Origin of the sequence: Olleya sp. Ti.3.14 (genome assembly GCF_038154885.1) — a bacterium.
Lineage (GTDB): Bacteria > Bacteroidota > Bacteroidia > Flavobacteriales > Flavobacteriaceae > Olleya.
Window position 1 is genome coordinate 107,183 of the sequence record NZ_JBAKAO010000007.1, and the last position, 25,212, is coordinate 132,394.

The window sequence follows — 25,212 nt, forward strand, 5'->3', positions numbered from 1 at the left end:
GTCACTAAAGCTAAATAGTCTATTTTACTTTTTATTTAGCTAAATCCAAGCCATTTGTAAATCATTAAAAAACAGCTCTATATAAAAATTAATCATTTTGGATTAAATATTTATTCAAAAAAAACCTGCTAATTAATTAGCAGTTTTTTTAATTTTTATAATATGTAGTTTATCTAAAACATACATTATGCAGTATGTAAAATCAATTTCAAACCAACGTACACCAAAATTAGCACGTCCACTATGCGAGTGGTGGTTATTATGGTATCCTTCTCCCATCATCAAAATATCTACAGGCAGTAAATTTTTAGACGTGTCACTAACTTTAAAGTTACGATAGCCATAAATATGCGCAAACCAGTTGATAATAACTCCGTGGATTGGTGCCATAAAAAAGGCAATAGGTAATAATAACCATTGCCACCAAGCAGTTGAAAAGACACTAAAAAACACAATATAGGCTGCAGCCCATGACAATCTTGAAATTCTAGAACTTGCTATCTTATCAAATGCCTTCCATTGTGGTACATTTTTAGTAAACTTATCTGCTACTGCAATACGTTTTTTATTAATATCCTGATAAATATTTTTTGTGCGCCACATCATAGTAAACAAATTACTATCGTATTTAGGTGAGTGCGGATCTTTTTCAGTATCTGCATAAGCATGATGCATCCTATGCATTACTCCGTAACCATAGGCACTTAAGTAATTTGATCCTTGAAAAACCCATGTTAATACAAAGCAAACACGCTCTGTCACTTTGGACATTGTAAAGGTTTGATGTGCTGCGTAACGATGTAAAAAGAAGGTCTGAAAGAACAAACCTGTATACCATAAAATTATGATAAATATTAAAATAGCCATAGACTTTACTTTATTTACAAAGGTCTACATACTATTATGCTCATACAATGAACCTAAGTTAAGAAATTCGCTTTCTAATCCTACTTAAAGCCTGAGGAGTAACACCAATATAAGATGCTATATATTTTAACGGAATCTCCTTTATTAAGTTTGGTCGCTCTGTAAACAAATTTAAATAACGCTCTTCAGCTGTTTCATTTAAAAGCGATTGCTCACGTTTTGATTTAATTAAAAACAACCGTTCTGAGGATAAACGACCAATTACATTACCTGCAAAACTTTTTTCGTACACTTCCTGCAGATCGTCATATGAGATGCTCCACATGGTAATATCCGTTAACGCTTGTAACTTATATAATGAAGGTTTTCTGGTCAAAAAAGAATCGTAAGCACTTACAAACTCATTTTTAAAACAAAATCCAAAGGTCAAATCTATTTCTTTTTCTTCCTTAGGAATTAAAAAACGAGCGATACCTTTTTCTATAAACGAAATATAGTTTTCTGTATCGCCAATGTCTAGTATTGTGCTTTTCTTTTTAAAAGTTCTATTCTCTAATTTAGACGAAAACAGTTGCCAATCTTGATCAGATATAACCACTGTTTTTTCTATATATTCTCTAATATTAATCATATTTGCATGTACACTACAAATATCGCGAATTAATTTTATTATTCTACGCGCTGACCTCGTAATACTTGACCATTTTGAAATAAAATCATTTGGTCTATTTCACCTTCCTTGTTTGCTTTAAATTCCACTTTAGCCTCCACAACTTTTAAATAAAACTGATTTACTTCTGAAGGATAAATTTCGAATTTTGATTGGTTAGTTGCTTGTAAAAATAAACGTCCATCGTTTGTTGAAATAGTAATAAAAAAATCTGGTGCTAATTGATATTTACCAACATACGTTTTTAGTATTTCTGGAGATATAACAACCTCATCCAATACCACATCTAACGATTTTAAAACGTCTATCGCATTGTCGTTTGCTGGATTTAATGCTAAAGACTTTTTGTAGTTAGTGATAGCTAATGTTTGTTCTCCTGATTTTAAATATGCTTCACCTAATGAGTCGTATGGATTTGAAGCCTCCGGAAATTGTGCTACATTTAATTTAAATAATGCTAAAGCAATTTCGTTTTGGTCATCATTTAAAAACTGATAACCTAAAGTGTTGAGCTGGTCTATATCAAAATTAAAAGTATCGGCTTGACTTACCTTAGCATCTTTATAAAACATGATAGCCTCAACTATACTACTCTCTTCAATTTTTTTAGCCATCACCTTTGCTATCGATGGTTTGACAGGTTGTAATGGATATGTTGGTACCATTAATTTAATAGCAATAGCATCCACGTTTTCATTACTATTTGTCAATACTATTACGCCTTTTTTATCCGCTTTATCAATAGCAGACATTGCGCAATAACCACCTGTTGCACCATTATGCATTAAAAATTTACCATTTTCAATATGCCAAGCTAATGCCATTTCTATACGCTGTTCTTCACTTTTAAAAGTAGACTGATGTGCTAGTTGCATCGCTTTATCTAATGGTGTGTTTCCAGAAGCACAGTTTAAATTTGCTTGGATATATTTTACCATATCACTGGTAGTCGACCTTATTCCTCCTGCTCCAGCTAAGGTGATAATATCCCAATTATTAGTTTCTGATAATCCTGCATGTCCTTTTGCTAAACGATTTTTCATTTGCTGTGTTAATACTATTCTGGTATCATCCATTTGTAAGGGATTAGCAATATGTTGTATTACTAACTCTTCAAAAGTTTGACCACTTTGAAGCTCTAAAATGTGACCTAATAATCCCATTCCTAAATTTGAATACTCACTAAAATCACCAATATCTCTAGTTAACTCGTAATTAGAAATAAAGCTATATAATTGTTTATAGGTATAATCTGCAAACGGATTGTTAACGTCTTTTGGAGCCATATTATCTGGCATACGTGGTAAAGCTGACGTGTGTGTTGCTAAATGTTGTAATGTAATCTCTTTGCCATTTTTTGTAGGTACTTTAACTGTTTCTGGTAAGTATTTTGAAATTGGGTCGTTTAAACTCATTTCGCCATTATTAACCTTTAATGCTAAAATAGTGGTCGTAAATGTTTTTGAAATAGATCCAATCTCAAACACTGAATTTTTATTTACAGGTGTTCCATCCTTAATTGCAGTGTTACCAAAGCTATAATAGTCTATATTTTGACCATCAATATATCCAACTACAATACCAACATTAACTTGATTATTAACTCTTGATTGAATGTATGTTTTAACTTCATCTGGAATTAGAACGTCTTGTGATTTAGCTTGAAAGCTGACGATAAATACGATAAGAATTACTATTAGTTTTTTCATTTTGGTAATGGTTTTGATTTATGCTAATAATTAACTTGAATATAGGCTAATGGTTAATTTATCCTAAAAATAAGACGTTTTTAATCTGTTTTTGTTACAAAAAAGTACTTTTTAATAAATTATGCAGACTAAATTATTGCTTTTTAATAAAAAAAACGCAACCTAAAAAGGTTGCGTTTTTTGCATTAGGGATTGTAGTGGCATCCTTTTGCTTTTTTTGCAAAAGATATAACGGAAAGCCCGACACTTTGTAGCTTAAGCGGAAAAGTGTAATGCCCAAATAAATAATTATATATTACTATTTAAGTTTGCTTTGTCATGCTTTTTTACAATGATACTACAGTACATTATCCATGATTTCTTGCACACATTCTGGGTTTAATAATGTACTTGTATCTCCTAAATTTTCTGTCTCATTACTTGCTATTTTACGTAAAATACGACGCATAATTTTACCACTTCGTGTTTTAGGTAATCCATTGGTAAACTGTATTTTATCTAACTTAGCGATTGGTCCTATTTGTTCCGTAATAATTTGATTTATTTCTTTACGCAGGTTGACATGATCTCTACTTTCTCCTGTTTCTTTAAGCGTTACATAACCATACAATGCGTTGCCTTTAATATCGTGTGGAAAGCCAACTATGGCACTTTCTGACACAGCCGGATGCTCGTTAATAGCATCTTCTATTGGTGCAGTTCCAAGGTTGTGTCCTGAAACAATAATAACATCATCCACACGACCAGTTATCCTGTAGTAGCCAACCTCATCACGTAATGCGCCATCTCCTGTAAAATATTTACCCTCGTAGGCAGAGAAATAAGTGTCTTTATAACGTTGGTGGTTTCCCCAAATGGTTCTTGCCATACTTGGCCAAGGGAATTTTATGCACAAACGACCATCGACTTGATTTCCTTTTATTTCTTGTCCATGCTCGTCCATTAATGCTGGCTGAATACCAATAAATGGTAAGGTTGCATAGGTTGGTTTTGTTGGTGTCGCAAATGCAATTGGTGTAATCATTATTCCTCCAGTTTCGGTTTGCCACCAGGTATCAACAATTGGAGCTTTACGTTTACCAACGTTATCATCGTACCAATGCCAAGCTTCTTCGTTAATTGGCTCGCCAACTGTACCCAATACTTTTAATGAGGATAAATCGTGTTTTTCTAAATGCTCCACGCCTTCTTTTGCTAAGGCACGTATTGCTGTTGGTGCTGTGTAAAACTGATTGACTTTATGTTTTTCGACAATTTCCCAGAAGCGTCCAAAATCTGGATAGCTGGGAACACCTTCAAACATTACGGTTGTTGCTCCATTACATAATGGTCCGTAAACAATGTAACTGTGTCCTGTAATCCAACCAATATCTGCTGTACACCAATACACGTCTTGCTCTCTGTATTGAAATACATTTTTAAACGTATATGCCGAATATACCATGTAACCTCCTGTGGTATGCACCATTCCTTTTGGTGTCCCTGTGGATCCTGATGTGTACAGAATAAATAATGGGTCTTCTGCATCCATTATTTCTGGTACGCAGTCATGGTAGGCGTCATCCAATAAAGGTTGTAACCATTGGTCACGACCTTGTTGCATATTAATGTCTGAGTTAATACGTTTTGCTACTAAAACAGTATTTACACCAGGACAATCCTGAAGTGCCTCGTCAACGATACCTTTTAAATCTATAGTTTTTGCACCACGATAAGATCCATCACTTGTAATTACCATTTTACAATCACTATCATTTATTCTAGTTGCTAAAGCTGTAGAAGAAAATCCTGCAAATACAACAGAATGAATTGCACCTATACGTGCACATGCTAATACAGAAACTGCCAATTCAGGAATCATTGGTAAATAAATACACACTCTGTCTCCTTTAGCAACTCCGTTTTCTTTTAATACGTTTGCAAATCTACAAACACGATCGTGCAATTCTCTGTAGGTTATATGAAGTGCTTCTTCGTCTGGACTGTTAGGTTCAAAGATAATAGCTGTTTTATCTCCTCTTGTATATAAATGTCTGTCTATACAGTTTTCGGTTATATTTAATTTGGCTCCTTCAAACCATTTGACTTCAGGTTTATCAAAATCCCAGCTTAAAACGTTGTCCCATTTTTTACGCCACATAAAATGCTCTTCGGCTATTTCTTCCCAAAAACTCTCTGGGTTTCTGACGGATTTACGGTAAACTTGGTAGTACTCTTCTAAATGTTTTATGTGATAATTACTCATAATTAGTTTAATTTATTAAACACTTTACTTGTGTTTATTGGGATATTTATATTATTAATTTAGTTTTTTTTTCTGTTTTTTCGAGACACTTTGACTACGCTAAGTTTGACAAATAGCCATTTATCTTTTTACATCTCGATACAATTTTCTCATACCTCAAAAATCACTCGATGTGACGTATAATTTAAAGCGCATTGTATCCATAACTTATTTATGAATCCCAATACTATGGGTTTTATATACTATTTTTATTTCGTCTATAATTGTAACATCATCAATGGTTGACGGTATATTATATTGTTGCTCATCAGCGATATTACGTAACAATTTACGAAGAATTTTTCCACTACGTGTCTTTGGCAATCGGTTTACTACCAATACCTCTCTAAAGGAGGCTACTGCTCCTATTTCGCGACGCACATCTTGTATAATTTCATTTTGAATAGCATCGTTATTTAAAGTTGTTTCTGTTTTTAAAACCACTAAGCCTAATGGCTTTTGTCCTTTAAGTTGGCAATGCACGCCAAATACAGCACATTCTGCTACAGATTTATGTGAGGATACAATTTCTTCCATTTCGGCAGTAGATAATCGATGTCCAGCAACGTTTATAATATCGTCTACACGACCAGTTATAAACACATAACCATCTTCGTCTTTGTAACCACCATCTCCAGAAAAATAATAATCAGGAAAACGGTCTAAATAGCCCGATTTAAAACGCTGTGGATTTCCCCAAAGGTTACTTAATGTTCCTGGCGGTAATGGTAATTTTATAGCAACGTAGCCTTCCACACTAGATTCTACTTCCTCTCCTTCTTCATTTAATATCCTAACATCATAACCTGATACAGGTAATCCAGCCGAACCTGGTTTTATGTCTTGCAAAGCAACACCAACCATATTTGCAATCATTGGCCATCCACTTTCGGTTTGCCACCAATGGTCAATTACCGGAATTTGAAGTTTTTCTTCAGTCCAACTTAAGGTTGCCACATCACAACGTTCTCCTGCCAAAAACAAATATTTTAAACACGACAAATCAAAACGCTTTATCATATGCCCTTTAGGGTCTTCTTTTCGGATTGCTCTAATAGCGGTAGGCGCTGTAAACATTGCTTTTACATTATGCTCGCTAATGACACGCCAAAAAGTCGATGCATCTGGTGTTTTGATTGGTTTTCCTTCAAACAGAATGGTTGTGTTTCGATTTAATAATGGTCCGTAAGCAATAAAACTATGTCCCACAACCCAACCAACGTCACTTGCTGCCCAAAATGTTTCGCCTTCGTTTACACCATAAATATATTTCATAGCGAATTTTAAAGCGGTTGCATAACCACCCGTATCTCTAATAATACCTTTTGGTGTGCCTGTTGTTCCTGATGTATATAAAATATAAGAAGGATGTGTAGACTCTATAGCAACAGCAGCAATGGAGGGCGATGCCTCTACTAAAGTTGTATAATCTATATCGTAGCTTTTCTTCGGAATCTCAACACCTAAGGTTCTATCAAAAACGATAACGTGTTCTGGTTTGTTTTTGGCTTTAGTGATGGCTTGATCTACAAATGGTTTATAAGGTATTATTTTCTGAACCTCTACTCCGTTGGATGCTGTTATAATTGCTTTGGGTTTACAATCGTCTATCCTGATAGCCAACTCATGTGGTGCAAAACCACCAAATACTACCGAATGTATTACGCCTATTCTAGCACAAGCTAACATAGCATATAAGGCTTGCGGAATCATTGGCATATAAATAATACATGTATCTCCTTTTTGCAATCCTAAACGTTGTAATCCACCTGCCAGTTTTGACACTTCATGATGTAATTGATTAAAAGTAATATGTTGTTTTACATTAGTTACAGGAGAGTCGTAAATAATAGCATTCTGATCGCCAAAACCCTCCTTGATATGTTTATCAATACACAGATAACTTAAGTTAAGTTGCCCATCTTCAAACCATTGATCATAGTCATATTTATCCTTAGACAATATGGTTTTTGGCACTTTAAACCATTCCAATTGCATGGCTTGTTCTTGCCAAAATTGCGCTGGTTGATCTATACTTTTTCTATAAAATTCTTGATAATACATAGCTAGGCTTTTTTAGAATTAAATAAGCCGAACCAATTGGGATTAAGTACTTTTAATTTGACAAGTGCATAGATTATAAGCACAAAACAGAGACCCAAAACAATTGAGAGCATTGGGCTTGTATAGGTTTGACTTTCAAATTTAAACCTAAGATAAAGCGTAGCGATAATATAAATACTAATTATAATATCTGACGCTAATGGGTTGATGTGAAATTTCATGTCTTTAAACTTTAATTAAACTTAGTTTGTTTGCACACAAAACCAATTTTAAATAAACTTAAAAAACTGTTTTAAGTCACTAGTTCCAATATTTCTGAAACTATTTTTTTTACTGAAAAAGGCTTTGTTAAATACTTATCTGCTCCAAGTTTTAAACCTTTTTCAATATCTGAAGCTTTATTTTTTGCAGTTAAAAATACCACTTTGGTATCCTTTAAACTATCTGTATTTTTAATTTGCGTTAAGGTTTGAAAACCATCAACGTTTGGCATCATAATATCTAACAAAACCACGTTAGGAATATGATGTTTTAATATCTCTAAAGCCTCACTTCCATCTCTTGCAATAAACACTTCAAAACCTTGTTTTTTGAAAGTGTACTCTAACGACATAACAATATTTGGCTCGTCGTCAACAATTAAAATTTTCTTCTTCATACTTTACGACAACAATTTACTTAAAAGGTATGGTAAAAACAAGCGTTGCGCCATTTTTAACGTCTTTTTTTGCCCAAATTTTCCCGTTATGCTTTTCTACAATTTGTTTTGTAATTGCTAAACCTAATCCACTGCCTTGTGGTTTGATGGTATTTTGGTGTTTTGACTGATAAAATTTATCAAAAATAAACTTATGATCTTCTTCCGGAATTCCTTTACCATTGTCTGTTACAGAGATTTCTACAGTTTGATTCCCTAGCTTATAATCGATTTCAATAACTCCTGTTTTTGGATTACAAAACTTGATTGCATTAGACAGTAAATTGGTTAATACCTGCAGGATACGATCCTCGTCATAATTTGTTTTAAAACTGTGCGAATTTTTATTGGATATTTTTACTTCTTTTTTAGCTGCAATCTGAGAGATACTACTAATAGCTTTAGTAATGGTTTTCTGGATATCTTGATATTGTAAATCCAAGTGCAAGCGTCCAGTTTCCAACTTTTCAAAATCAAGGATATTGTGAATTAAGCGTCCTAAACGATCGGAATCTTGAAGGATATTTTTTAAAAACTGTGCCTTAATGTCTGGTGGCATATCATCGTCTTCATCCATCAACAACTCTGTTGCAGCTCTAATACCGGTAATTGGTGTTTTTAACTCATGCGCAACAGTATCTAAAAATTCGTCTTTTTGCTTGTCTTTACTTATTAATTCGTCATTAGCATCTTTTAATTTTGAAGATAGCTGAGACAATTCATTTGACTTTTCTAAAAGCACCTTATTACTCACAATGTTTTCTTTAGACTCTTCCAATATCTTTAATACTTCGACTAAACTAATCTGCTCTTCCTTGACTACGCTAGCAATTAATATTTTGGCTGAAGCCGAACCAATACTTCCTGTTAACAATTTTTCTGAGAAATTAATTAATCTAGCATCCGCTAATTGCGTGTCTTGAGGTAATTTGTATTTAGTGAAGAATATAGTCAGTGCACGAGTGGCTCTTTTTTCACCTAAAAACCGAATTAATACACTTTTAATATCAGAAACGTAAGCTTCTCCTTTCCAAACCAATGCATTATCCTGAAGTGTCGTAAAGTTATTACTATCCACAAACATCTCAGCATAATTACGCTCTCTGTAATTTCCTTTTGAGGTTAATGAAAACACTGCATAACATAACATGTTAAAAGTAATACTCCAGAAAAAAGCATGTGCAGGCGGACTTAAAAAATCAATACCAAATAACGCATAAGGTTTTAAAGCTGAAATACCGAACAAACCAAGTTGCGTAAAATCATCTGTACCTGTGTAAGCTTGAAGTGTAAAGGGTAACACTAATGTATACACCGCTATAAAAAAACCGACTAATATCCCTATAATTGCTGCTTTAGAAGCCCCTCGATTCCAATATAATCCTATAAAAAAGGAAGGCGCTAATTGCGAAATAATAACAAACGATATTAATCCAATAGAATACAACGATAATTCTTTTGAGAATAACACATAGAAAAAATAAGCTGTAATAATGATTGTAAAAATAGAAATACGACGGATATTCTTAATGTACTTAGAGTTTCGTTCTGGTTGGTTTTTTATAAACTTATCTAAAAACCCATAAGGAATAATCAAGTTGTTACTCACCATAGTAGACAACGCCAAGGTGGACACAATAACCATTGATATTACAGCGGAGAAACCACCTAGAAAAACTAATGTTGCTAAAAATGAATTCCCATTTTCTAATGGTAATAATAACGAGTAATATTCTGCATTCTGAGTCGATCCAAACGTGATTTTACCTGCCCAAGCTATAAAAATAACAAACAGATTAAATAATAATAAATACAATGGGAACAACCAAATAGCCTTTTTAAGATGTTTTTCTCTATTATTTTCTAAAACTGAAACCTGAAATTGTCTGGGCAATAAAAATATTGCCATAAAAGACAATCCTATTAAGAAAAACCAATTAAAACCATCCTCCACACCACTAAGCGTAGTGAGTTGTTTAAAATTTTCAGTTTTTGAAATCTGATTATAAATATCTGTAGTCCCATCAAACAAGTAATAGGTCACATAAACGCCTATAGCCAAAAAGAATACTAGTTTTAAAACCGACTCAAAAGCCACAGTAGCAATAATACCTTTATGTTTTTCGGAAGCATCCGCATTTTGTGTCCCGAAAAAAGTAGCGAATATAGCTAACAATAAAGCGACGTAAAAAGTAGAATCGTCAATTACAGTTGTAGAAACATAACTAGTATCGTCAGACATAATCTCAAACGTTTCGGATACTGCTTTTAATTGTAATGAAATATATGGCAAGGTTCCAAACAAACAGACTATGGTTACTAACGCTCCAAGAAATCGACTATTTCCGTAACGTAGCGAAATAAAATCGGCAATAGTTGAAATTTTATGTTGTTTAGAAATCCTTATAATCTTCCGAAGCACAACAATCCACAAAGGTGCTGCTATAACTGGCCCTAAATAAATTGGTAAAAAATTAATTCCTGAATTTGCTGCAATACCAACACTTCCGTAATACGTCCATGCAGAGCAATACACCGCTAAAGACAGCGTATACACATAAGGATTGTTAACCCATTTGCTTTGTTTCTTTTTTTCACCAAGAAAAGCAATGTAAAATAACACCGCTAAATAAATTACAATTATGGCAATTAGTGCGTAGTTATTCATAGTGGCGTTTTAATACGATATATGAAATAACGATAGATAATAACCAAATTGAAAATATTGAAAAATATAAAGTTGGGATTCCCAAAATGGCACCTTCAAAATTGAAAACTAAAATAAACGGAATATTAAAAATTAAACACAATGCTATTGATAATACCACTAGCTTTTGTTCGTGTCTTTTTTTCATTTGGTTAATTGGTTTTGTTTTCCGCGAAAGCGAAAAAATTATGATGTTACTAATATAAGAAAATCAGCACTACAATTTGTAATGCTGACTTTCTAACTAACTAAATTAAAATTAAGCTCAATAGCTTTTCGCTTTCGCGGAAAAACACTCAGACAGAACTCAACATTTTAATGATCTTGAGCTTCTCCAGCTCCTGAAGGGATTCTAATACTTTCAACCATATCTTGTACATCTTGAGGTGGTGCAGGTGTTAATCTAGACACCACTAATGATATTACTACATTTACACACATTGCAATTGTACCAAATCCTTCTGGAGATGTACCAAACCACCAATCTGCACTTGTACCACCACCAAACATATTTAGTTTAAATTTCATCATGTAGAATAACATTAAAACAATACCTACAACCATTCCTGAAATGGCACCTTGACTATTCATACGTTTATCAAATATTCCTAAAATAATTGCAGGAAAAAAGGAGGCTGCTGCAAGACCAAATGCGAGCGCGACGACTGCAGCCACAAAGCCTGGCGGATTAATACCAAAGTAACCTGCAATTAGAATAGCTATAAAAATAGCTATTCTAGCCACTTTTAATTCGTCTTTATCAGAAATATCTGGTTTTAATTGCTTTTTAACTAAATCATGAGACACAGATGTAGAAATTACCAGTAATAATCCTGCTGCTGTAGATAATGCTGCTGCCAAACCTCCTGCTGCCACTAAACCAATAACCCAATTAGGTAGATTTGCAATCTCTGGGTTTGCCAATACCATAATATCTCTATCTACGTAAAGCTCGTTTGAAGCATCACTTACATTAGCTACTATACGCTCTCCACTTGCGCCTCGTGCATCTGTATATTCTGGTTTTTTACCTGACAAAGCATCTCCAGCAACATATTGAATTTTTCCATCTCCATTTTTATCCGACCATGCTATCAATCCTGTATTCTCCCAATTTTTAAACCATTCTGGGATTTCTTTATATTCTTTATTACTAACCGTTTCTATTAAATTAGTTCTTGAAAACACTGCAATTGCAGGTGCTGTAGTATATAAAATAGCGATTAAAAATAACGCATAACCTGCAGATTTACGTGCATCTTTTACTTTTGGTACTGTGAAAAAACGCACAATTACGTGTGGCAATCCTGCAGTACCTGTCATTAATGCCAATGTAATTGCAAACACATCCCAAGTAGATTTTGTTCCGCTGGTATACTCATTAAAACCTAGTTGTGTGTGTAAAGTGTCTAATTTATCTAGTAAAAATGCACCACCTTCTACCTTACTTCCCATACCTATTTGCGGAATAATATTTCCGGTCATTTGCATTGATATAAAAAATGCAGGCACCATAAATGCAAATATTAACACACAATATTGTGCGACTTGTGTATAGGTTATACCTTTCATTCCTCCTAATAAAGCAAAGGTTAAAACCACTGCCATACCAATAGCAACTCCAATATTAATATCCACTTGTAAAAATTGAGAAAATACAATACCAACACCTCGCATTTGTCCTGCTACGTACGTAAATGATACAATTAACGCACAAATTACGGCTACTGTTCTTGCTGTATTTGAGTAATATCTATCTCCAATAAAATCTGGCACTGTAAACTTTCCAAACTTACGCAAATATGGTGCTAATAATAAAGCTAAAAGCACATATCCACCTGTCCAACCCATTAAGTAAACAGAACCATCATAACCTGAAAAGGAAATAATTCCAGCCATACTAATAAAGGAAGCTGCACTCATCCAATCGGCTGCTGTAGCCATACCATTTGCTAACGGAGAAACACCTCCACCAGCAACATAAAACTCTTTTGTTGAGCCTGCTCTTGCCCAAATTGCGATTCCAAAATATAAGGCAAAAGTAAGACCTACTAATAACCATGTCCAAAATTGTACACTCATAATATTATAGTTTTTAAGTTATTAGTTTAGACTACTCGTCAAAACCGTATTTTTTATCTAGTTTATTCATTAATCTTACATACACGAAAATTAAAATTACGAATACATAAATGGATCCTTGTTGGGCAAACCAAAAGCCTAGTTTAAAGCCTCCTAGCCTAAATTGGTCTAATTCTTCTCTAAATAAAATGCCACATCCAAAGGACACTACAAACCATATGATTAGTAATATTGCTAGGTATTTGATGTTTTCTTTCCAGTACGCTGTTGCGTGTTTTTGTTTATCACTCATAGTTGTTAGTTTTTATAGATAAATCATTGCTTGAAGCGAAATAGTATTTGCATCTAATGCTCCAAATTCTTGATTTGTATATTCTAAAGTTAATTTTGAATTATGTCCACTCATATACGCATTTACACCAATGCCTAAAGTAGATCTATCATCACTTACAGCATCATAACTATGCGTGCCGTAACTTACGTAGGGTTGATAACGCGTTTTAGCTTTGTCACCTTTAATAACATAACCAACATGACCGTAAATCATGCTTCCTGTACCATAAGCGCTATATAAATAATCTTTACCATAATCACTGTTTTGATACACTGCATAAGCAGTAATTGCGCTTCCATTATCACCAAGAGGCGCATCATAAAAAGCATCAACTGCAAAGATGGAAACATCCTCACCTTCTAAGTTTGGTGTTAATGCTGTACCTGTGTCTATTACTGATCCTTTTGGATGCAAGAAGAATCCCGCTCCAACATTAAATATTTTTTTACCACCTAAATAACTACCTACTTTATAAGGCAAAAAGTTAGATTCTTGGTCTAAGAAATTATAATCGAAATAACCTGCGTATGTTTTACCTGCATCTTTAGAACCTAAAGTTGCACGACCATTATAAACTGCTTCGCCTCCTGCAACAGCAGAACGCGCATCTAAAGATGATACAGAAGCATCATTAATAGCGACACGATATTGCAGTTTATCGAATTTACCTTTTGCAAAAACACCTAAATGACGTGCAAATTGATCGGATAAACCAATAGTTGCCCATGATTGACGGTTATTATCTAAGGTCATCATATTAAGCGTGCTTTGATTATTTAATCTAGAAATACCATTAAAATAATGTAAACCACCACCAACTGTGTGGTCTTTGCCTAAATTGTATTGTGCCCAAACATCATGAAAAAAGAGTTGTGAGCCATCTCCTTTTCCTGTTGGACTAAGTGTAGCACTTGTTAAACTGTTTAATCCAAAGTGTGTTACGATTAAAAAGTCTTTATTAATTTGTGCAAACATTAAAATACGAGCACGACGTAAATTAAAATTTAATTTACTGTTCTCATTTCCGTTAGCATCAAATGTGTCGTCTGTATTATAATTAGCTTGGACCTGAGCCCAAGAAATAAGCCGAAGATATTTAGAACCATCTTCGTTAAATTTAAACTTAAGTCCTCCTTCGTAATCGGGAGAGCCTTGAGCAGTCATTAATTGAAAGGACATTAAAAAGAGTCCAGCCAATAAAAGGGTTTGTTTTCTCATTGTTTAAAAGATTAGTTAGTAATTAATTGGTTTTGTGTGCACTACTAAGCTCTTAAAAACAATCTGTTAACAAAAAATTAATATATCTTTTTGTTAAATTACTATATTAATCTTTAAAACGCTCCCATTTAATCAACATAAATTTATCTCCTAACTCAGTTACTACAACACCTGCTCCTTTTATATTATTGGCATTACTAAAATACACACCAAGCTCTGAAGCATTTAAAATCTTATACGTTGGGTGGTAATTAGAATTGTATGGACGTTTAATATTGTATTTTTTTACCCAATTCATGATACTAACATGTGAGATTCCTAAAATACGTTCGATTTCTCGATAGGTTAATCCTTCAAGGTATAATTGAAGCGATTTATTAACATAGTAGTCGTCTATCTTCTTTCCTATCTTATTTACCGAAAAAAAATAGTTGCATTTTTTACACTTATAACGTTGTCTGTCGTTAACTATTCCGCTTTTAATGTAATGGTCTGAGCCACAATTAGGACATAAATCTACAGTCATATATATTAATTTAGCATAAATATATCAATTTAGCAATATAATAAACACGCATTCGTTAATTATTTAGATATTATCTATAAAAAAAGCTTTAAAATAGCGAATAACACTAATTTTTAAAGCTTAAACTACTGAAATGATAATAGAACTAATTTACAGTATCACTTATTAAAAAACGCTTCTTCAGTTTTAGTTAATAATCTTGAATGAATTAAAAATCGTAAACCTAACGGAATCTCTAAAGAGAAGCTTGCACCACGACCTTCTGTTACATCTACTGTTAAATGTGTGTGTTTCCAATATTCAAATTGGTCTTGATTCATATAAAAACTAACACCATTTAAAGTTCCTAAAAGGATATCACTTTCATCTAAATACAAATCACCTTTTTCAAAAACCATTGGAGCAGAACCATCACAACAGCCTCCACTTTGATGAAAAATTAAATCGCCATGTTTTGTTTTCAATTGTTCTAATACTTTTGCTGCCTCTTCTGTGATTGCTACTCTTTCCATAATTCAAAGTTATTAAAAAAGGCTGAAATATAATATAAGTCAGCCTTTTGTGCTATTAATCTGTGTCTACTAAAAGAAACCTAATTTGTTTTTATCGTATGAGATTAACATATTTTTAGTTTGACGATAGTAATTAAGCATCATCACATGGTTTTCTCTACCAAATCCAGATTTTTTATAACCTCCAAATGGTGCATGTGCTGGATAAGCGTGGTAACAATTTACCCAAACACGACCAGCTTTAATTGCTCTTGGTATTTGGTATAATTGGTGTGCATCTCTAGTCCACACTCCTGCTCCAAGTCCGTAAAGTGTATCGTTAGCAATTTCGATTGCTTCTGCTTCATCTTTAAATTTTGTGACGCAAGCTACAGGACCAAAAATTTCTTCTTGAAAAACTCTCATTTTATTATGTCCTTCTAAAATAGTTGGCTGAATGTAAAATCCATTTGCTAAATCTCCTTCTAGTTTTTTAGCATCACCACCTGTTAGTACTTTGGCACCTTCGTCTTTACCAATTTTAAAATAAGATTGTATTTTTTGGTATTGATCGTTAGACGCTTGTGCACCAACCATGGTATTAACATCGTAAGGATTGTCTTGTACAATTGCATTAGTACGTTCTATAACGCGTTCCATAAAAGCATCATAAATATCTTCTTGCACTAAAATTCTGGAAGGACAAGTACAAACTTCACCTTGATTAAACGCAAATAAAACTGCACCTTCAATAGCTTTGTCTAAATACGCATCGTCTGCATCCATTACAGAATTAAAAAACACATTTGGCGATTTACCACCTAACTCCATAGTTACAGGATTTAAGTTTTTGGATGCGTATTGCATAATTAATTGTCCTGTTGTTGTTTCCCCTGTAAAGGCAACTTTATCTACTTTAGGACTTGATGCTAAAGGTTTACCAGCTTCTGGTCCAAATCCATGTACAATATTTACAACTCCTGGAGGAAATACATCTGCAATTTTCTCCATTAATAAAGTTGCAGAAGATGGTGTTTGTTCGGCTGGTTTTAAAACCACACAGTTACCAGTTACTAAAGCTGGAGGTAACTTCCATGACAACATTAATAAGGGGAAGTTCCATGGTATAATTTGACCTACAACACCTAATGGCTCCTTAATATTCATGGATAGTGTGTGTTGATCCAACTCTGTTGCACTACCTTCTTCCGATCTAATACAAGCTGCAAAATAACGCCAATGGTCTACTGCTAATGGTACATCTGCATTCAACGTTTCTCTTATTGGTTTTCCATTATCACAAGTTTCAACTAAAGCAAATTCTTCTAAATTAGCTTCAATAATATCTGCTACTTTGTTTAATAAATTAGATCTTTCCGTTGCTGAGGTATTTCCCCAAGCTTCTTTTGCTGCATTGGCTGCATCTAAAGCCATTTCGACATCTTCCTTTTGAGATCTTGGATATTTAGCAATTAAACTATTATCTATTGGAGATGTATTTTCAAAATATTGCCCATCTAAAGGTTCTACAAATTTTCCGTTTATAAAATTGCCATATTTTTCTTTAAACTTAGGTTTTGAATAACTCATATAATTTCATGTTAAATTAGTAAATAGATAATTTATTAGTTTAAAAAATAGATTATCTTTAGTTTTGATAAAGTTATTTTATCATATTCTAATTTAATTGAACAGAATTATCATAATCTTGAACATATCTATTATTAACAAATTTATGTTCAAATTTTATTGTAGTATTGATTATGCAATCCTTATTAAACAATCATAAAAGCAACAGAAAACTGACCACCTTAGTGGAAAACAGAACAACGTATAATGCAGATTATGCCGAGCTTAATATTTTTGAAACTCACGCTTTCGCGGAAAAAGTCTCGTTGACGTTTGACTTCCCGATTATTGCAAGTATGCTAACTGGACAGAAAATTATGCATTTAGATGGTTTTGACCCTTTTAATTTTTTTCCTGGTGAATCTGTAGTGATGCCAACCAATAAAGAAATGGTAATTGATTTTCCGATTGCCACAAAAGAACAACCAACACAATGTCTAGCCTTAGGTATTGACACTTTTAAAATTAATGAGGTTGTAGAAAAATTTAACCAACAAGTGGCTATTGAAAATGAAAATAACAGTTGGGATTTAAATGAAACCACTTCGCATTTAATTAATAACACTGACGTTAACCATTTAATTGAAAGACTAACCTATACCTTTACAAATAACAATAAATCTAAAGACGTTTTATTAGATTTAATGATACAAGAATTGATTGTTAGACTGCTTCAAACTAAAGCAAAGTCCTTAATTATAAACGATCCTAATCAGATTTTTAACGATACTAGAATTGGAACGGTTATTAAATATATTAAAGACAATTTAACCAATAAAGATATTAGTGTAGACCTACTAGCTAAAAAAGCTTATATGAGTACGTCTCACTTCCATAAACAGTTTAAAAACACTTTAGGTATTTCTCCTATTGATTATATAAATTCTGAAAAAATTAAGTTTTCTAAAAAACTGATTAAAGAATCCAAAGATTTTAGAATGTCCGAAATTGCATTTAAATCTGGATTTAATAACACCAGTTACTTTAACCGACAGTTTAAAAAAATGGAACTGATGACGCCTCAACAGTTTAAAGCTTCTGTAAATAAAATTTAAATTTCTTTCATTCTTTCAAAATACGCTTTAGCCTCTTTTAAAACTTTAGGAGCCAATATTAAAGTTGCTGTCATAGTTGGAATTGCCATTAAAGCAAAAACACCATCAATCAAATTAATCATTAACGCAAGTGATGTTGTTGATCCAAGAATTATACTTAAAATGTAAAAATAGTTGTAATAATGTTTGTGTTTATCTCCTATTAAAAACGACAAACATTTACCGCCATAATACGCATAAGAAAACAAGGATGACACACTAAATATTACAATACAAAGCAATAATAAATAGCGTCCAAAAGTTGGCATTGCTGCTCCAAAAGCATTAGCTGTTAGGCTTACTCCATTAGCTTCTGTAGTTTGCCAAACACCTGTTACCAAAATAGCCAAAGCAGTAAGCGTACAAACTATTAAAGTATCTATTGCTGGTCCTAGCATCGCAACTAAACCTTCACGAATAGGCTCGTTTGTTTTTGCTGCTCCATGTGCTAAAGGTGCTGTACCAATACCAGCTTCGTTTGAAAATGCACCACGACGAATACCTAAAATTATTAATCCTCCTAAAAGACCACCTAAAAAGGCATCTCCTTTATAGTTTTCTGCTGCAAAAGCATCTGTAAAAATAAGTTTAAAATAAGTTGGCACGACTTCCGCATTAGCGAACAAAATAATAAGTATTAACACAAAATATAGCAGCACCATACTTGGTACTAATTTGGATGCAACTTTACTTATTCGGTTTAAACCGCCTAAAATTACAATAGACGTTATGATTACTAATACCAAACCAATAATTAAATTGGAGGTAAAATCTACTGTAATTCCATTGGGTTTTAATACAATATCATTTATAGCTTGCGTTAATTGATTAACGTTAAATACTGGTAAAGCACCAATCAAACCACAAAAACTAAACAAAACAGCTAAAGGCTTCCAGTGTTTACCAAGACCTTCCGTTATAAAATACATTGGACCACCTTGTGTATTACCTGCACTGTCTTTACCTCTGTACATTATGGCTAAACTAGAGGTGAAAAATTTGGTAGACATACCTACAACTGCACTAATCCACATCCAAAATACTGCTCCTGGTCCTCCAATTGAGATGGCTACTGCAACGCCTGCAATATTACCCATTCCAATGGTAGATGACAAGGCTGTAGTTAAGGCTTGAAAATGTGTGATTTCGCCTTCGTCATCCTGATTATCATACTTACCACGTAATATTTGTATGGCGTGGCCTAAATATCTAAACGGTAAAAACTTAGACAAAATTAGCAGATATAATCCACCTCCAATTAATAAAATTAGTAGTGGTAAACCCCAAATAAAAGAGGCAAAATCTGCTATAAAGTCATTTATTTTATCATACATATAACTACAAAGTTTTAGACTTTAAATATAACTATTATCTTTACAACCCTAACAAAAATACCATTTGAAACCAACCAGACTTTTTTTTCTTGATGCTGTCAGAGCTTTTGCTATACTAATGATGTTACAAGGTCATTTTATAGACTCGCTTTTAAACCCAATTTATCGGGACACTTCTAATACTATTTATAATATTTGGGCTTATTTTAGAGGGATTACAGCTCCAACCTTTTTTACTATTACAGGTTTAGTATTTGTATTTTTATTATTAAAAGCTAAAGAAAAAGGTACAGAACAAGAGCGAATTAAAAAAGGAATAAATCGAGGCTTACTGTTAATTGTATTGGGTTATGCCTTGCGCTTTTCGTTTATTAGTTTAATGTATGGGCAAGTTAACATGAATTTTTTACAAGTAGATGTCTTACAATGCATAGGTTTATCCTTATTAATTTTAATTTTTTTATTTAAAATAAGTTTTAAAAATGAATGGGTTTTAGCCGCATTATTTTTAATAATAGGCTTTAGCATTTTTGTATCAGAGCCATTATACCGAACCCTAAAAATTGAAAACGCTCCAATATTATTCTCTAATTACTTAAGCTTACAACATGGATCGGTATTTACTATAATCCCATGGTTTGGCTACGTTGCATTTGGTGGTTTTATTGCTGTATTATTTGCTAAATTTGGACATAAAAACAACTATAAACCTATTAAAATTGTCGCCTTTTTAATTATAGGTGTGTCTATGATTTATTATTCTAGTCCAACTTTAAAACTACTAGATAACCTATTTAATTTACCTTTGTTTACCAGAAGTGCTAACTACAATTATTTGTTTAGTAGACTTGGAAATGTAATGGTAATCTTTGGGATATTTTACACTTTTGAAACTTATCTTAAACAAGCAATAATTACTAAAATCGGACAAAAAACGTTGTCTATTTATGTCATTCATTTTATGATTATCTACGGTAGTTTTACAGGTTTAAGCTTAAAACACTTTTTTTATAAAAGTTTAAATCCAACCCAAGCTATCCTTGGTGCTATTGTTTTTATGGTGGTTGTGTGCTTTATTTCTTTTTATTATGTGCAAACCAATACTTATTTGTATAATAAGATTCGGAAGTTTTATTTGAAGCTTAAAAACTAAAAAAGTGTTAAAAATTTTTTTATTACTAACCAATCGTTTAGTTTTGTCATGTAATTAGCAGTTACCGTTTACACGGAAATTAAAAATGGCAAGAACAAAACAATATAACGAAGCTGAAGTAGTCGAAAAAGCAATGCACCTTTTTTGGAAAAATGGGTATGAAACCACTTCAATGCAAATGCTTGAGAAAGAAATGGGCATTAACAAGTTTTCTATATATTCTAGTTTTGGCAACAAACATGGTTTGTTTTTAGAAAGTTTAAAGCTTTATAAATCTAATGTTAGTACTGTATTAGATAAGCTAAAAAAAGGAACTAAAGGTGTCGAAGATATTAAACAATTTTTTCACGACTCTGTAAGTTCTAATTTTAAAAGCGACAAAGTTAAAGGTTGTTTTGTTACTAATACTTACAATGAGTTTTCTGATAAAGAAGATGAATGTATTGCTAAACAAATGAATAGTTTTATGGATAATTTAAAATCCATAATTATTGAAAAATTACAACTAGATGCTTCTAAAGACGAAGAGACTATAGTAAAACAAGCTAACTATTTATTACTTGCAAAACACGGTTTAGCTGCAGCAGCTAGAGTTAACACAAAAAAAGAGATTGAGGATTATATAGAAATGGTCTTCAAAAATTTATAAGCATTTTTTTTACACAATAACTAAACGAACGTTTAGAAAAGATTAACAGAATATTAAAATAAAAACAAGAAACTATGACTACTTTAAAAGTTCACAACATCGAAACTGCACCAGAAGCTGCAAAACCATTATTAGAAAACTCTCAAAAAGCATACGGAATGATTCCTGGTTTACACGGAGTTTTATCAGCTTCACCGGAATTATTAAAAGCATACCAAGAGTTACACCAATTATTTACAGAAACATCTTTTAATAACGAAGAGCTTACTGTGGTATGGCAAACCATTAACGTAGAGCACGCTTGTCATTACTGTGTGCCAGCGCATACAGGAATTGCTAAAATGATGAAAGTTGATGATGACATTATTGATGCTTTACGTAATGAAACACCTCTTGCTGATGCAAAATTAGAAGCATTACGTACTTTTACTTTATCCATAACACGTAATCGTGGTAATGTTTCGCAAGCAGATTTAGAAGCTTTTTACACAGCTGGATATGGTGAGCAACAAGTATTAGAAATAATTTTAGGATTATCTCAAAAAGTAATTAGTAATTACACAAACCACATCGCAAATACACCTGTTGATGAGGCTTTTCAAAAATTTGCTTGGTCAAAAAAATAATCTAGTATTTAAATTAAAAACTATAGATTGATTAATAGCTGTAAACCTTTCTTAACTTTAAGGAAGGTTTATTAATTTTATAACAAAAACAATCATGATAAAAGTATCAGTAATGTATCCAAACGGTAAAGATGTACAGTTTGATGCAGACTATTATAAAAACACGCACTTACCAATGGTATCAAAATTAGTTGGTAGCGCTTTAAAAGATTTAGAATTAGACTTAGGTATAGCTAGCAGAGTTCCTGGTGAGCCTGCTCCTTATGTAGCTATCGCACATTTAAAGTTTGATAGCGTTCAGGCTTTCCAAGAATCGTTTGGACCACATGGGGAAACTTTTGCTGCAGATGTAAAAAACTATACTAATATTCAAGCTGAACTTCAAATTAGTGAACTAATAACATTTTAATTATGGCAAATAAATTAAAAATAGATATCGTTTCTGACGTTGTGTGTCCTTGGTGTACCATTGGCTACAAACGTTTAGAAAAAGCAATACAAGAATTAGGTGTTGAGGATAAAATTGACATAGAATGGCAACCGTTTGAATTAAATCCAAATATGCCAGCAGAAGGTCAAAATGTAAACGAACATATTACAGAAAAATACGGATCAACTACAGAACAACAAAATGACTCTAAACGTAACATGACAGAGATTGGTGCAGATTTAGGTTTTACATTTGATTATTTTGATGACATGCGCATGGTAAATACATTTGACGCACATGTATTATTAGAATATGCTAAAGATTTTGGTAAGCAAACCGAATTAAAAATGACTTTAACTAAAGCCTTTTTTAGTGATAGAAAAGATGTATCTAAAAGAGATGTTTTAAAAGAAGCACTTTTAGAAGTTGGTTTAAATGCAAATGAAGCTTTAGCAAAATTAGATAGCGATGAAGCACGATTGGAAGTAAGAAACAAACAAAACTATTGGAAAAACATGGGAGTAAACTCAGTACCAACTATTGTTTTTAATAGAAAAAGTGCAGTTACAGGAGCACAACCTATAGATACTTTTAAACAAGTATTAACGGAGTTAATAGCAGAACAACAAGCCGTTTAATTTTATAATTTTTCAAAAGAAAATAAAGGTATGAGTTCAAATAAAATAGGTGACTTAGATGTATTGTTAGATGAAGTTCGTCAAGCAAGTGCATCTAAATTTACAGACGAAAAGAAAAAAATATATGCAGATGGAATTTCTAGTGTTGCAAACTCTGGAGTTTTAGATTCTGCTTTAAAAGTTGGTGACAAAGCGCATAATTTCACTCTAAAAAATGCTTTAAACGAATCGGTTAGTTTATACGACCAATTAAAAAACGGACCCGTAGTTTTAACTTGGTACAGAGGTGGTTGGTGTCCATATTGCAATATTACTTTGCACGCTTTACAAGAAAAATTACCAGAATTTAAACAAGAAGGCGCTACACTTATGGCTTTAACTCCAGAATTGCCAGATAATTCTTTAAGTACTTCAGAAAAAAACAATCTTAAATTTACCGTTTTAAGTGATTTAGAAAACACTATTGGTAAAGCATATGGTGTGGTTTACACGCTAACAGATGATGTTGCTACTATTTATAACGCTGGTTTTGGACTAAACAAAGTTAATGGAGATACTAGTAATTCCTTACCTCTAGCTGCAACTTATGTTATAGGTACCAACGGAATAATTACCTATGCTTTTTTAGATGCAGATTATACACAACGTGCAGAACCATCGGAAATATTATCAGCTTTAAAACAATTGAAATAAAAAACGACACTAATGACAACTAAACCTAAAGTATTATTCTTTGATGTAAACGAAACATTATTAGATTTAAACATAATGAAAAAGCAGGTTGGTGACGCTTTAGGGGGAAACCAAGAGTTATTATCCTTATGGTTTACTACAATGTTACAGTATTCATTAGTGGTATCTGCAAGTGGACAATATAAACCGTTTGGACACATTGGTGCTGCTGCTTTACAAATGGTTGCAGCCAACAATAACATTGTAATTTCTGAAGAAGAAGCTAGAGATATTGTTGTAAAATCGATGCAAAATTTACCGCCTCATCCGGAAGTAAAAGACGCTTTAAACACGCTAAAAACTGACGGTTATACCCTTGTAGCTTTAACCAATTCTAACGATGAAAGCCTTAAAACTAAAATTGAAAATGCTGGTTTAACCCAATATTTTGATGATTTGTTAAGTATTGAATCGGTTGGAAAATTTAAACCTTTTACTGATGTTTATAATTGGGCTTCAAATAAAATGAACATAAAACCAGAAGAATGTATGCTTATTGCTGCACATGGTTGGGATGTTGCTGGTGCACTTTGGGCAGGTTGGAGAGCTGCTTTTGTTAGCAGACCTGGACAGCAAACATTTCCATTAGCACCACAAACAGAAATCAACGAAAGTGATTTACAAAAAGTAGCTGATATTTTATTAACTTATAAATAGTGGTTTCTTTTAAGAACAAATACGTGTATTTTACTTTAATTTACTTAATAAAACCAATTGAAAGCTAAAATTTTGAGTGAAGATTTTACAACTATTGAATACTTAAAACACGGGAATAAGAAACAGATTAAGGCTTATTTTGATTTGAAAAAACATAATGTTTTGCAACTGTTAATGTCTTACAATCCAATTTTAACAGGTACAATCCCAATTGGTATAGATATACCTAATAGCGACTTAGATATTATTTGCGAGTGTAAAAACCATGATACCTTTTCTTTATTTTTAAAACAACAGTTTTCAGAATATCAAGATTTTAAAGTCTACCAAACCATTCAAAATACAATACCATCAACCATTGCTACTTTTAAAACTGATCAGTTTTTATATGAAATTTTTGGTCAAGCTATTCCTTCAAAACAGCAAAATGCATACAGACATATGCTTATTGAAAATGGAATTTTAAAACAAAAAGGACATCAGTTTAAAAAAGACATTGTTTCTTTAAAATTAAAAGGTTTTAAAACCGAACCTGCTTTTGCTAAACTGCTTGGCTTAAAAGGTAATCCATACTTAGCTTTACTAGCATTGGAAGGTGACTATATTAAGAGTTAATTCAAC

The 25,212-nt window shown here is 32.7% G+C and carries 23 protein-coding genes; 9 read left to right on the plus strand and 14 right to left on the minus strand.

Going from position 1 to position 25,212, the window contains the following annotated elements:
* Nucleotides 1–132: 132 nt before the first annotated feature.
* The 13 genes from V6251_RS10835 to V6251_RS10895 form a co-directional block, all read right to left on the minus strand.
* Entirely contained in the window at nucleotides 133–867 is a 735-nt protein-coding gene (locus V6251_RS10835) for an acyl-CoA desaturase (RefSeq protein WP_341588238.1), read from the minus strand.
* Between the two features lie 58 nt (nucleotides 868–925).
* Nucleotides 926–1,498, minus strand: a complete 573-nt coding sequence (locus V6251_RS10840; RefSeq protein WP_341588239.1) for a Crp/Fnr family transcriptional regulator — start codon at nucleotides 1,496–1,498, stop codon at nucleotides 926–928.
* Nucleotides 1,499–1,536: 38 nt separating this feature from the next.
* The gene (locus V6251_RS10845) at nucleotides 1,537–3,246 is read right to left on the minus strand and encodes a serine hydrolase (RefSeq protein WP_341588240.1); all 1,710 of its coding nucleotides are present in this window, start codon (nucleotides 3,244–3,246) and stop codon (nucleotides 1,537–1,539) included.
* Nucleotides 3,247–3,583: 337 nt separating this feature from the next.
* The gene (acs, locus tag V6251_RS10850) at nucleotides 3,584–5,491 is read right to left on the minus strand and encodes an acetate--CoA ligase (protein ID WP_341588241.1); all 1,908 of its coding nucleotides are present in this window, start codon (nucleotides 5,489–5,491) and stop codon (nucleotides 3,584–3,586) included.
* A 207-nt stretch (nucleotides 5,492–5,698) separates the two neighbouring features.
* A complete protein-coding gene (locus V6251_RS10855) occupies nucleotides 5,699–7,594 on the minus strand; it encodes an acetate--CoA ligase (protein WP_341588242.1) in 1,896 nt (631 codons plus the stop codon).
* A 292-nt stretch (nucleotides 7,595–7,886) separates the two neighbouring features.
* The gene (locus V6251_RS10860) at nucleotides 7,887–8,252 is read right to left on the minus strand and encodes a response regulator transcription factor (RefSeq protein WP_028283086.1); all 366 of its coding nucleotides are present in this window, start codon (nucleotides 8,250–8,252) and stop codon (nucleotides 7,887–7,889) included.
* Nucleotides 8,253–8,268: 16 nt separating this feature from the next.
* On the minus strand, nucleotides 8,269–10,959 hold the full coding sequence (locus V6251_RS10865; protein ID WP_341588243.1) for a sensor histidine kinase: 2,691 nt from the start codon (nucleotides 10,957–10,959) through the stop codon (nucleotides 8,269–8,271).
* Nucleotides 10,960–11,313: 354 nt separating this feature from the next.
* Complete coding sequence (locus V6251_RS10870) at nucleotides 11,314–13,080, minus strand: sodium:solute symporter family protein (RefSeq protein ID WP_341588244.1); 1,767 nt, start codon at nucleotides 13,078–13,080, stop codon at nucleotides 11,314–11,316.
* A 31-nt stretch (nucleotides 13,081–13,111) separates the two neighbouring features.
* Nucleotides 13,112–13,372, minus strand: coding sequence for a DUF4212 domain-containing protein (locus V6251_RS10875; protein ID WP_341588245.1), 261 nt, complete (start codon nucleotides 13,370–13,372; stop codon nucleotides 13,112–13,114).
* Nucleotides 13,373–13,384: 12 nt separating this feature from the next.
* Nucleotides 13,385–14,632 (minus strand): hypothetical protein, encoded by a 1,248-nt coding sequence (locus V6251_RS10880; RefSeq protein ID WP_341588246.1) that lies wholly within the window; start codon nucleotides 14,630–14,632, stop codon nucleotides 13,385–13,387.
* A 106-nt stretch (nucleotides 14,633–14,738) separates the two neighbouring features.
* Complete coding sequence (locus V6251_RS10885) at nucleotides 14,739–15,158, minus strand: transposase-like zinc-binding domain-containing protein (RefSeq protein WP_028283080.1); 420 nt, start codon at nucleotides 15,156–15,158, stop codon at nucleotides 14,739–14,741.
* Between the two features lie 158 nt (nucleotides 15,159–15,316).
* The gene (locus V6251_RS10890; RefSeq protein ID WP_341588247.1) at nucleotides 15,317–15,670 is read right to left on the minus strand and encodes a DUF779 domain-containing protein; all 354 of its coding nucleotides are present in this window, start codon (nucleotides 15,668–15,670) and stop codon (nucleotides 15,317–15,319) included.
* Nucleotides 15,671–15,739: 69 nt separating this feature from the next.
* Complete coding sequence (locus tag V6251_RS10895) at nucleotides 15,740–17,239, minus strand: aldehyde dehydrogenase family protein (RefSeq protein WP_341588248.1); 1,500 nt, start codon at nucleotides 17,237–17,239, stop codon at nucleotides 15,740–15,742.
* A 173-nt stretch (nucleotides 17,240–17,412) separates the two neighbouring features.
* Between V6251_RS10895 and V6251_RS10900 the strand changes: the two genes are divergently transcribed.
* Nucleotides 17,413–18,333: an AraC family transcriptional regulator gene (locus V6251_RS10900; protein ID WP_341588249.1), complete on the plus strand. Its 921-nt coding sequence runs from the start codon at nucleotides 17,413–17,415 to the stop codon at nucleotides 18,331–18,333.
* Here the strand turns inward: V6251_RS10900 and V6251_RS10905 are convergent.
* Nucleotides 18,330–19,706 (minus strand): alanine/glycine:cation symporter family protein, encoded by a 1,377-nt coding sequence (locus V6251_RS10905; protein ID WP_341588250.1) that lies wholly within the window; start codon nucleotides 19,704–19,706, stop codon nucleotides 18,330–18,332. The genes V6251_RS10900 and V6251_RS10905 overlap by 4 nt on opposite strands.
* A gap of 64 nt (nucleotides 19,707–19,770) precedes the next feature.
* Between V6251_RS10905 and V6251_RS10910 the strand changes: the two genes are divergently transcribed.
* The 8 genes from V6251_RS10910 to V6251_RS10945 all read left to right on the plus strand — a co-directional run bounded on the left by V6251_RS10910 (nucleotide 19,771) and on the right by V6251_RS10945 (nucleotide 25,206).
* Nucleotides 19,771–20,859, plus strand: a complete 1,089-nt coding sequence (locus V6251_RS10910; protein WP_341588251.1) for a heparan-alpha-glucosaminide N-acetyltransferase domain-containing protein — start codon at nucleotides 19,771–19,773, stop codon at nucleotides 20,857–20,859.
* 85 nt (nucleotides 20,860–20,944) lie between these two features.
* Entirely contained in the window at nucleotides 20,945–21,508 is a 564-nt protein-coding gene (locus V6251_RS10915) for a TetR/AcrR family transcriptional regulator (RefSeq protein WP_341588252.1), read from the plus strand.
* 74 nt (nucleotides 21,509–21,582) lie between these two features.
* Nucleotides 21,583–22,134 (plus strand): carboxymuconolactone decarboxylase family protein, encoded by a 552-nt coding sequence (locus V6251_RS10920; protein ID WP_341588253.1) that lies wholly within the window; start codon nucleotides 21,583–21,585, stop codon nucleotides 22,132–22,134.
* A gap of 94 nt (nucleotides 22,135–22,228) precedes the next feature.
* Nucleotides 22,229–22,543 carry an EthD family reductase gene (locus V6251_RS10925; RefSeq protein ID WP_341588254.1) on the plus strand — a complete coding sequence of 105 codons (315 nt, stop codon included), beginning with the start codon at nucleotides 22,229–22,231 and terminating at the stop codon, nucleotides 22,541–22,543.
* Between the two features lie 2 nt (nucleotides 22,544–22,545).
* Nucleotides 22,546–23,202: a DsbA family oxidoreductase gene (locus tag V6251_RS10930; protein ID WP_341588255.1), complete on the plus strand. Its 657-nt coding sequence runs from the start codon at nucleotides 22,546–22,548 to the stop codon at nucleotides 23,200–23,202.
* 30 nt (nucleotides 23,203–23,232) lie between these two features.
* Nucleotides 23,233–23,895 carry a peroxiredoxin-like family protein gene (locus tag V6251_RS10935; RefSeq protein ID WP_341588256.1) on the plus strand — a complete coding sequence of 221 codons (663 nt, stop codon included), beginning with the start codon at nucleotides 23,233–23,235 and terminating at the stop codon, nucleotides 23,893–23,895.
* A 12-nt stretch (nucleotides 23,896–23,907) separates the two neighbouring features.
* The gene (locus V6251_RS10940; RefSeq protein WP_341588257.1) at nucleotides 23,908–24,591 is read left to right on the plus strand and encodes a haloacid dehalogenase type II; all 684 of its coding nucleotides are present in this window, start codon (nucleotides 23,908–23,910) and stop codon (nucleotides 24,589–24,591) included.
* A 57-nt stretch (nucleotides 24,592–24,648) separates the two neighbouring features.
* On the plus strand, nucleotides 24,649–25,206 hold the full coding sequence (locus V6251_RS10945; protein WP_341588258.1) for a DUF4269 domain-containing protein: 558 nt from the start codon (nucleotides 24,649–24,651) through the stop codon (nucleotides 25,204–25,206).
* The last annotated feature ends 6 nt before the right edge of the window (nucleotides 25,207–25,212 follow it).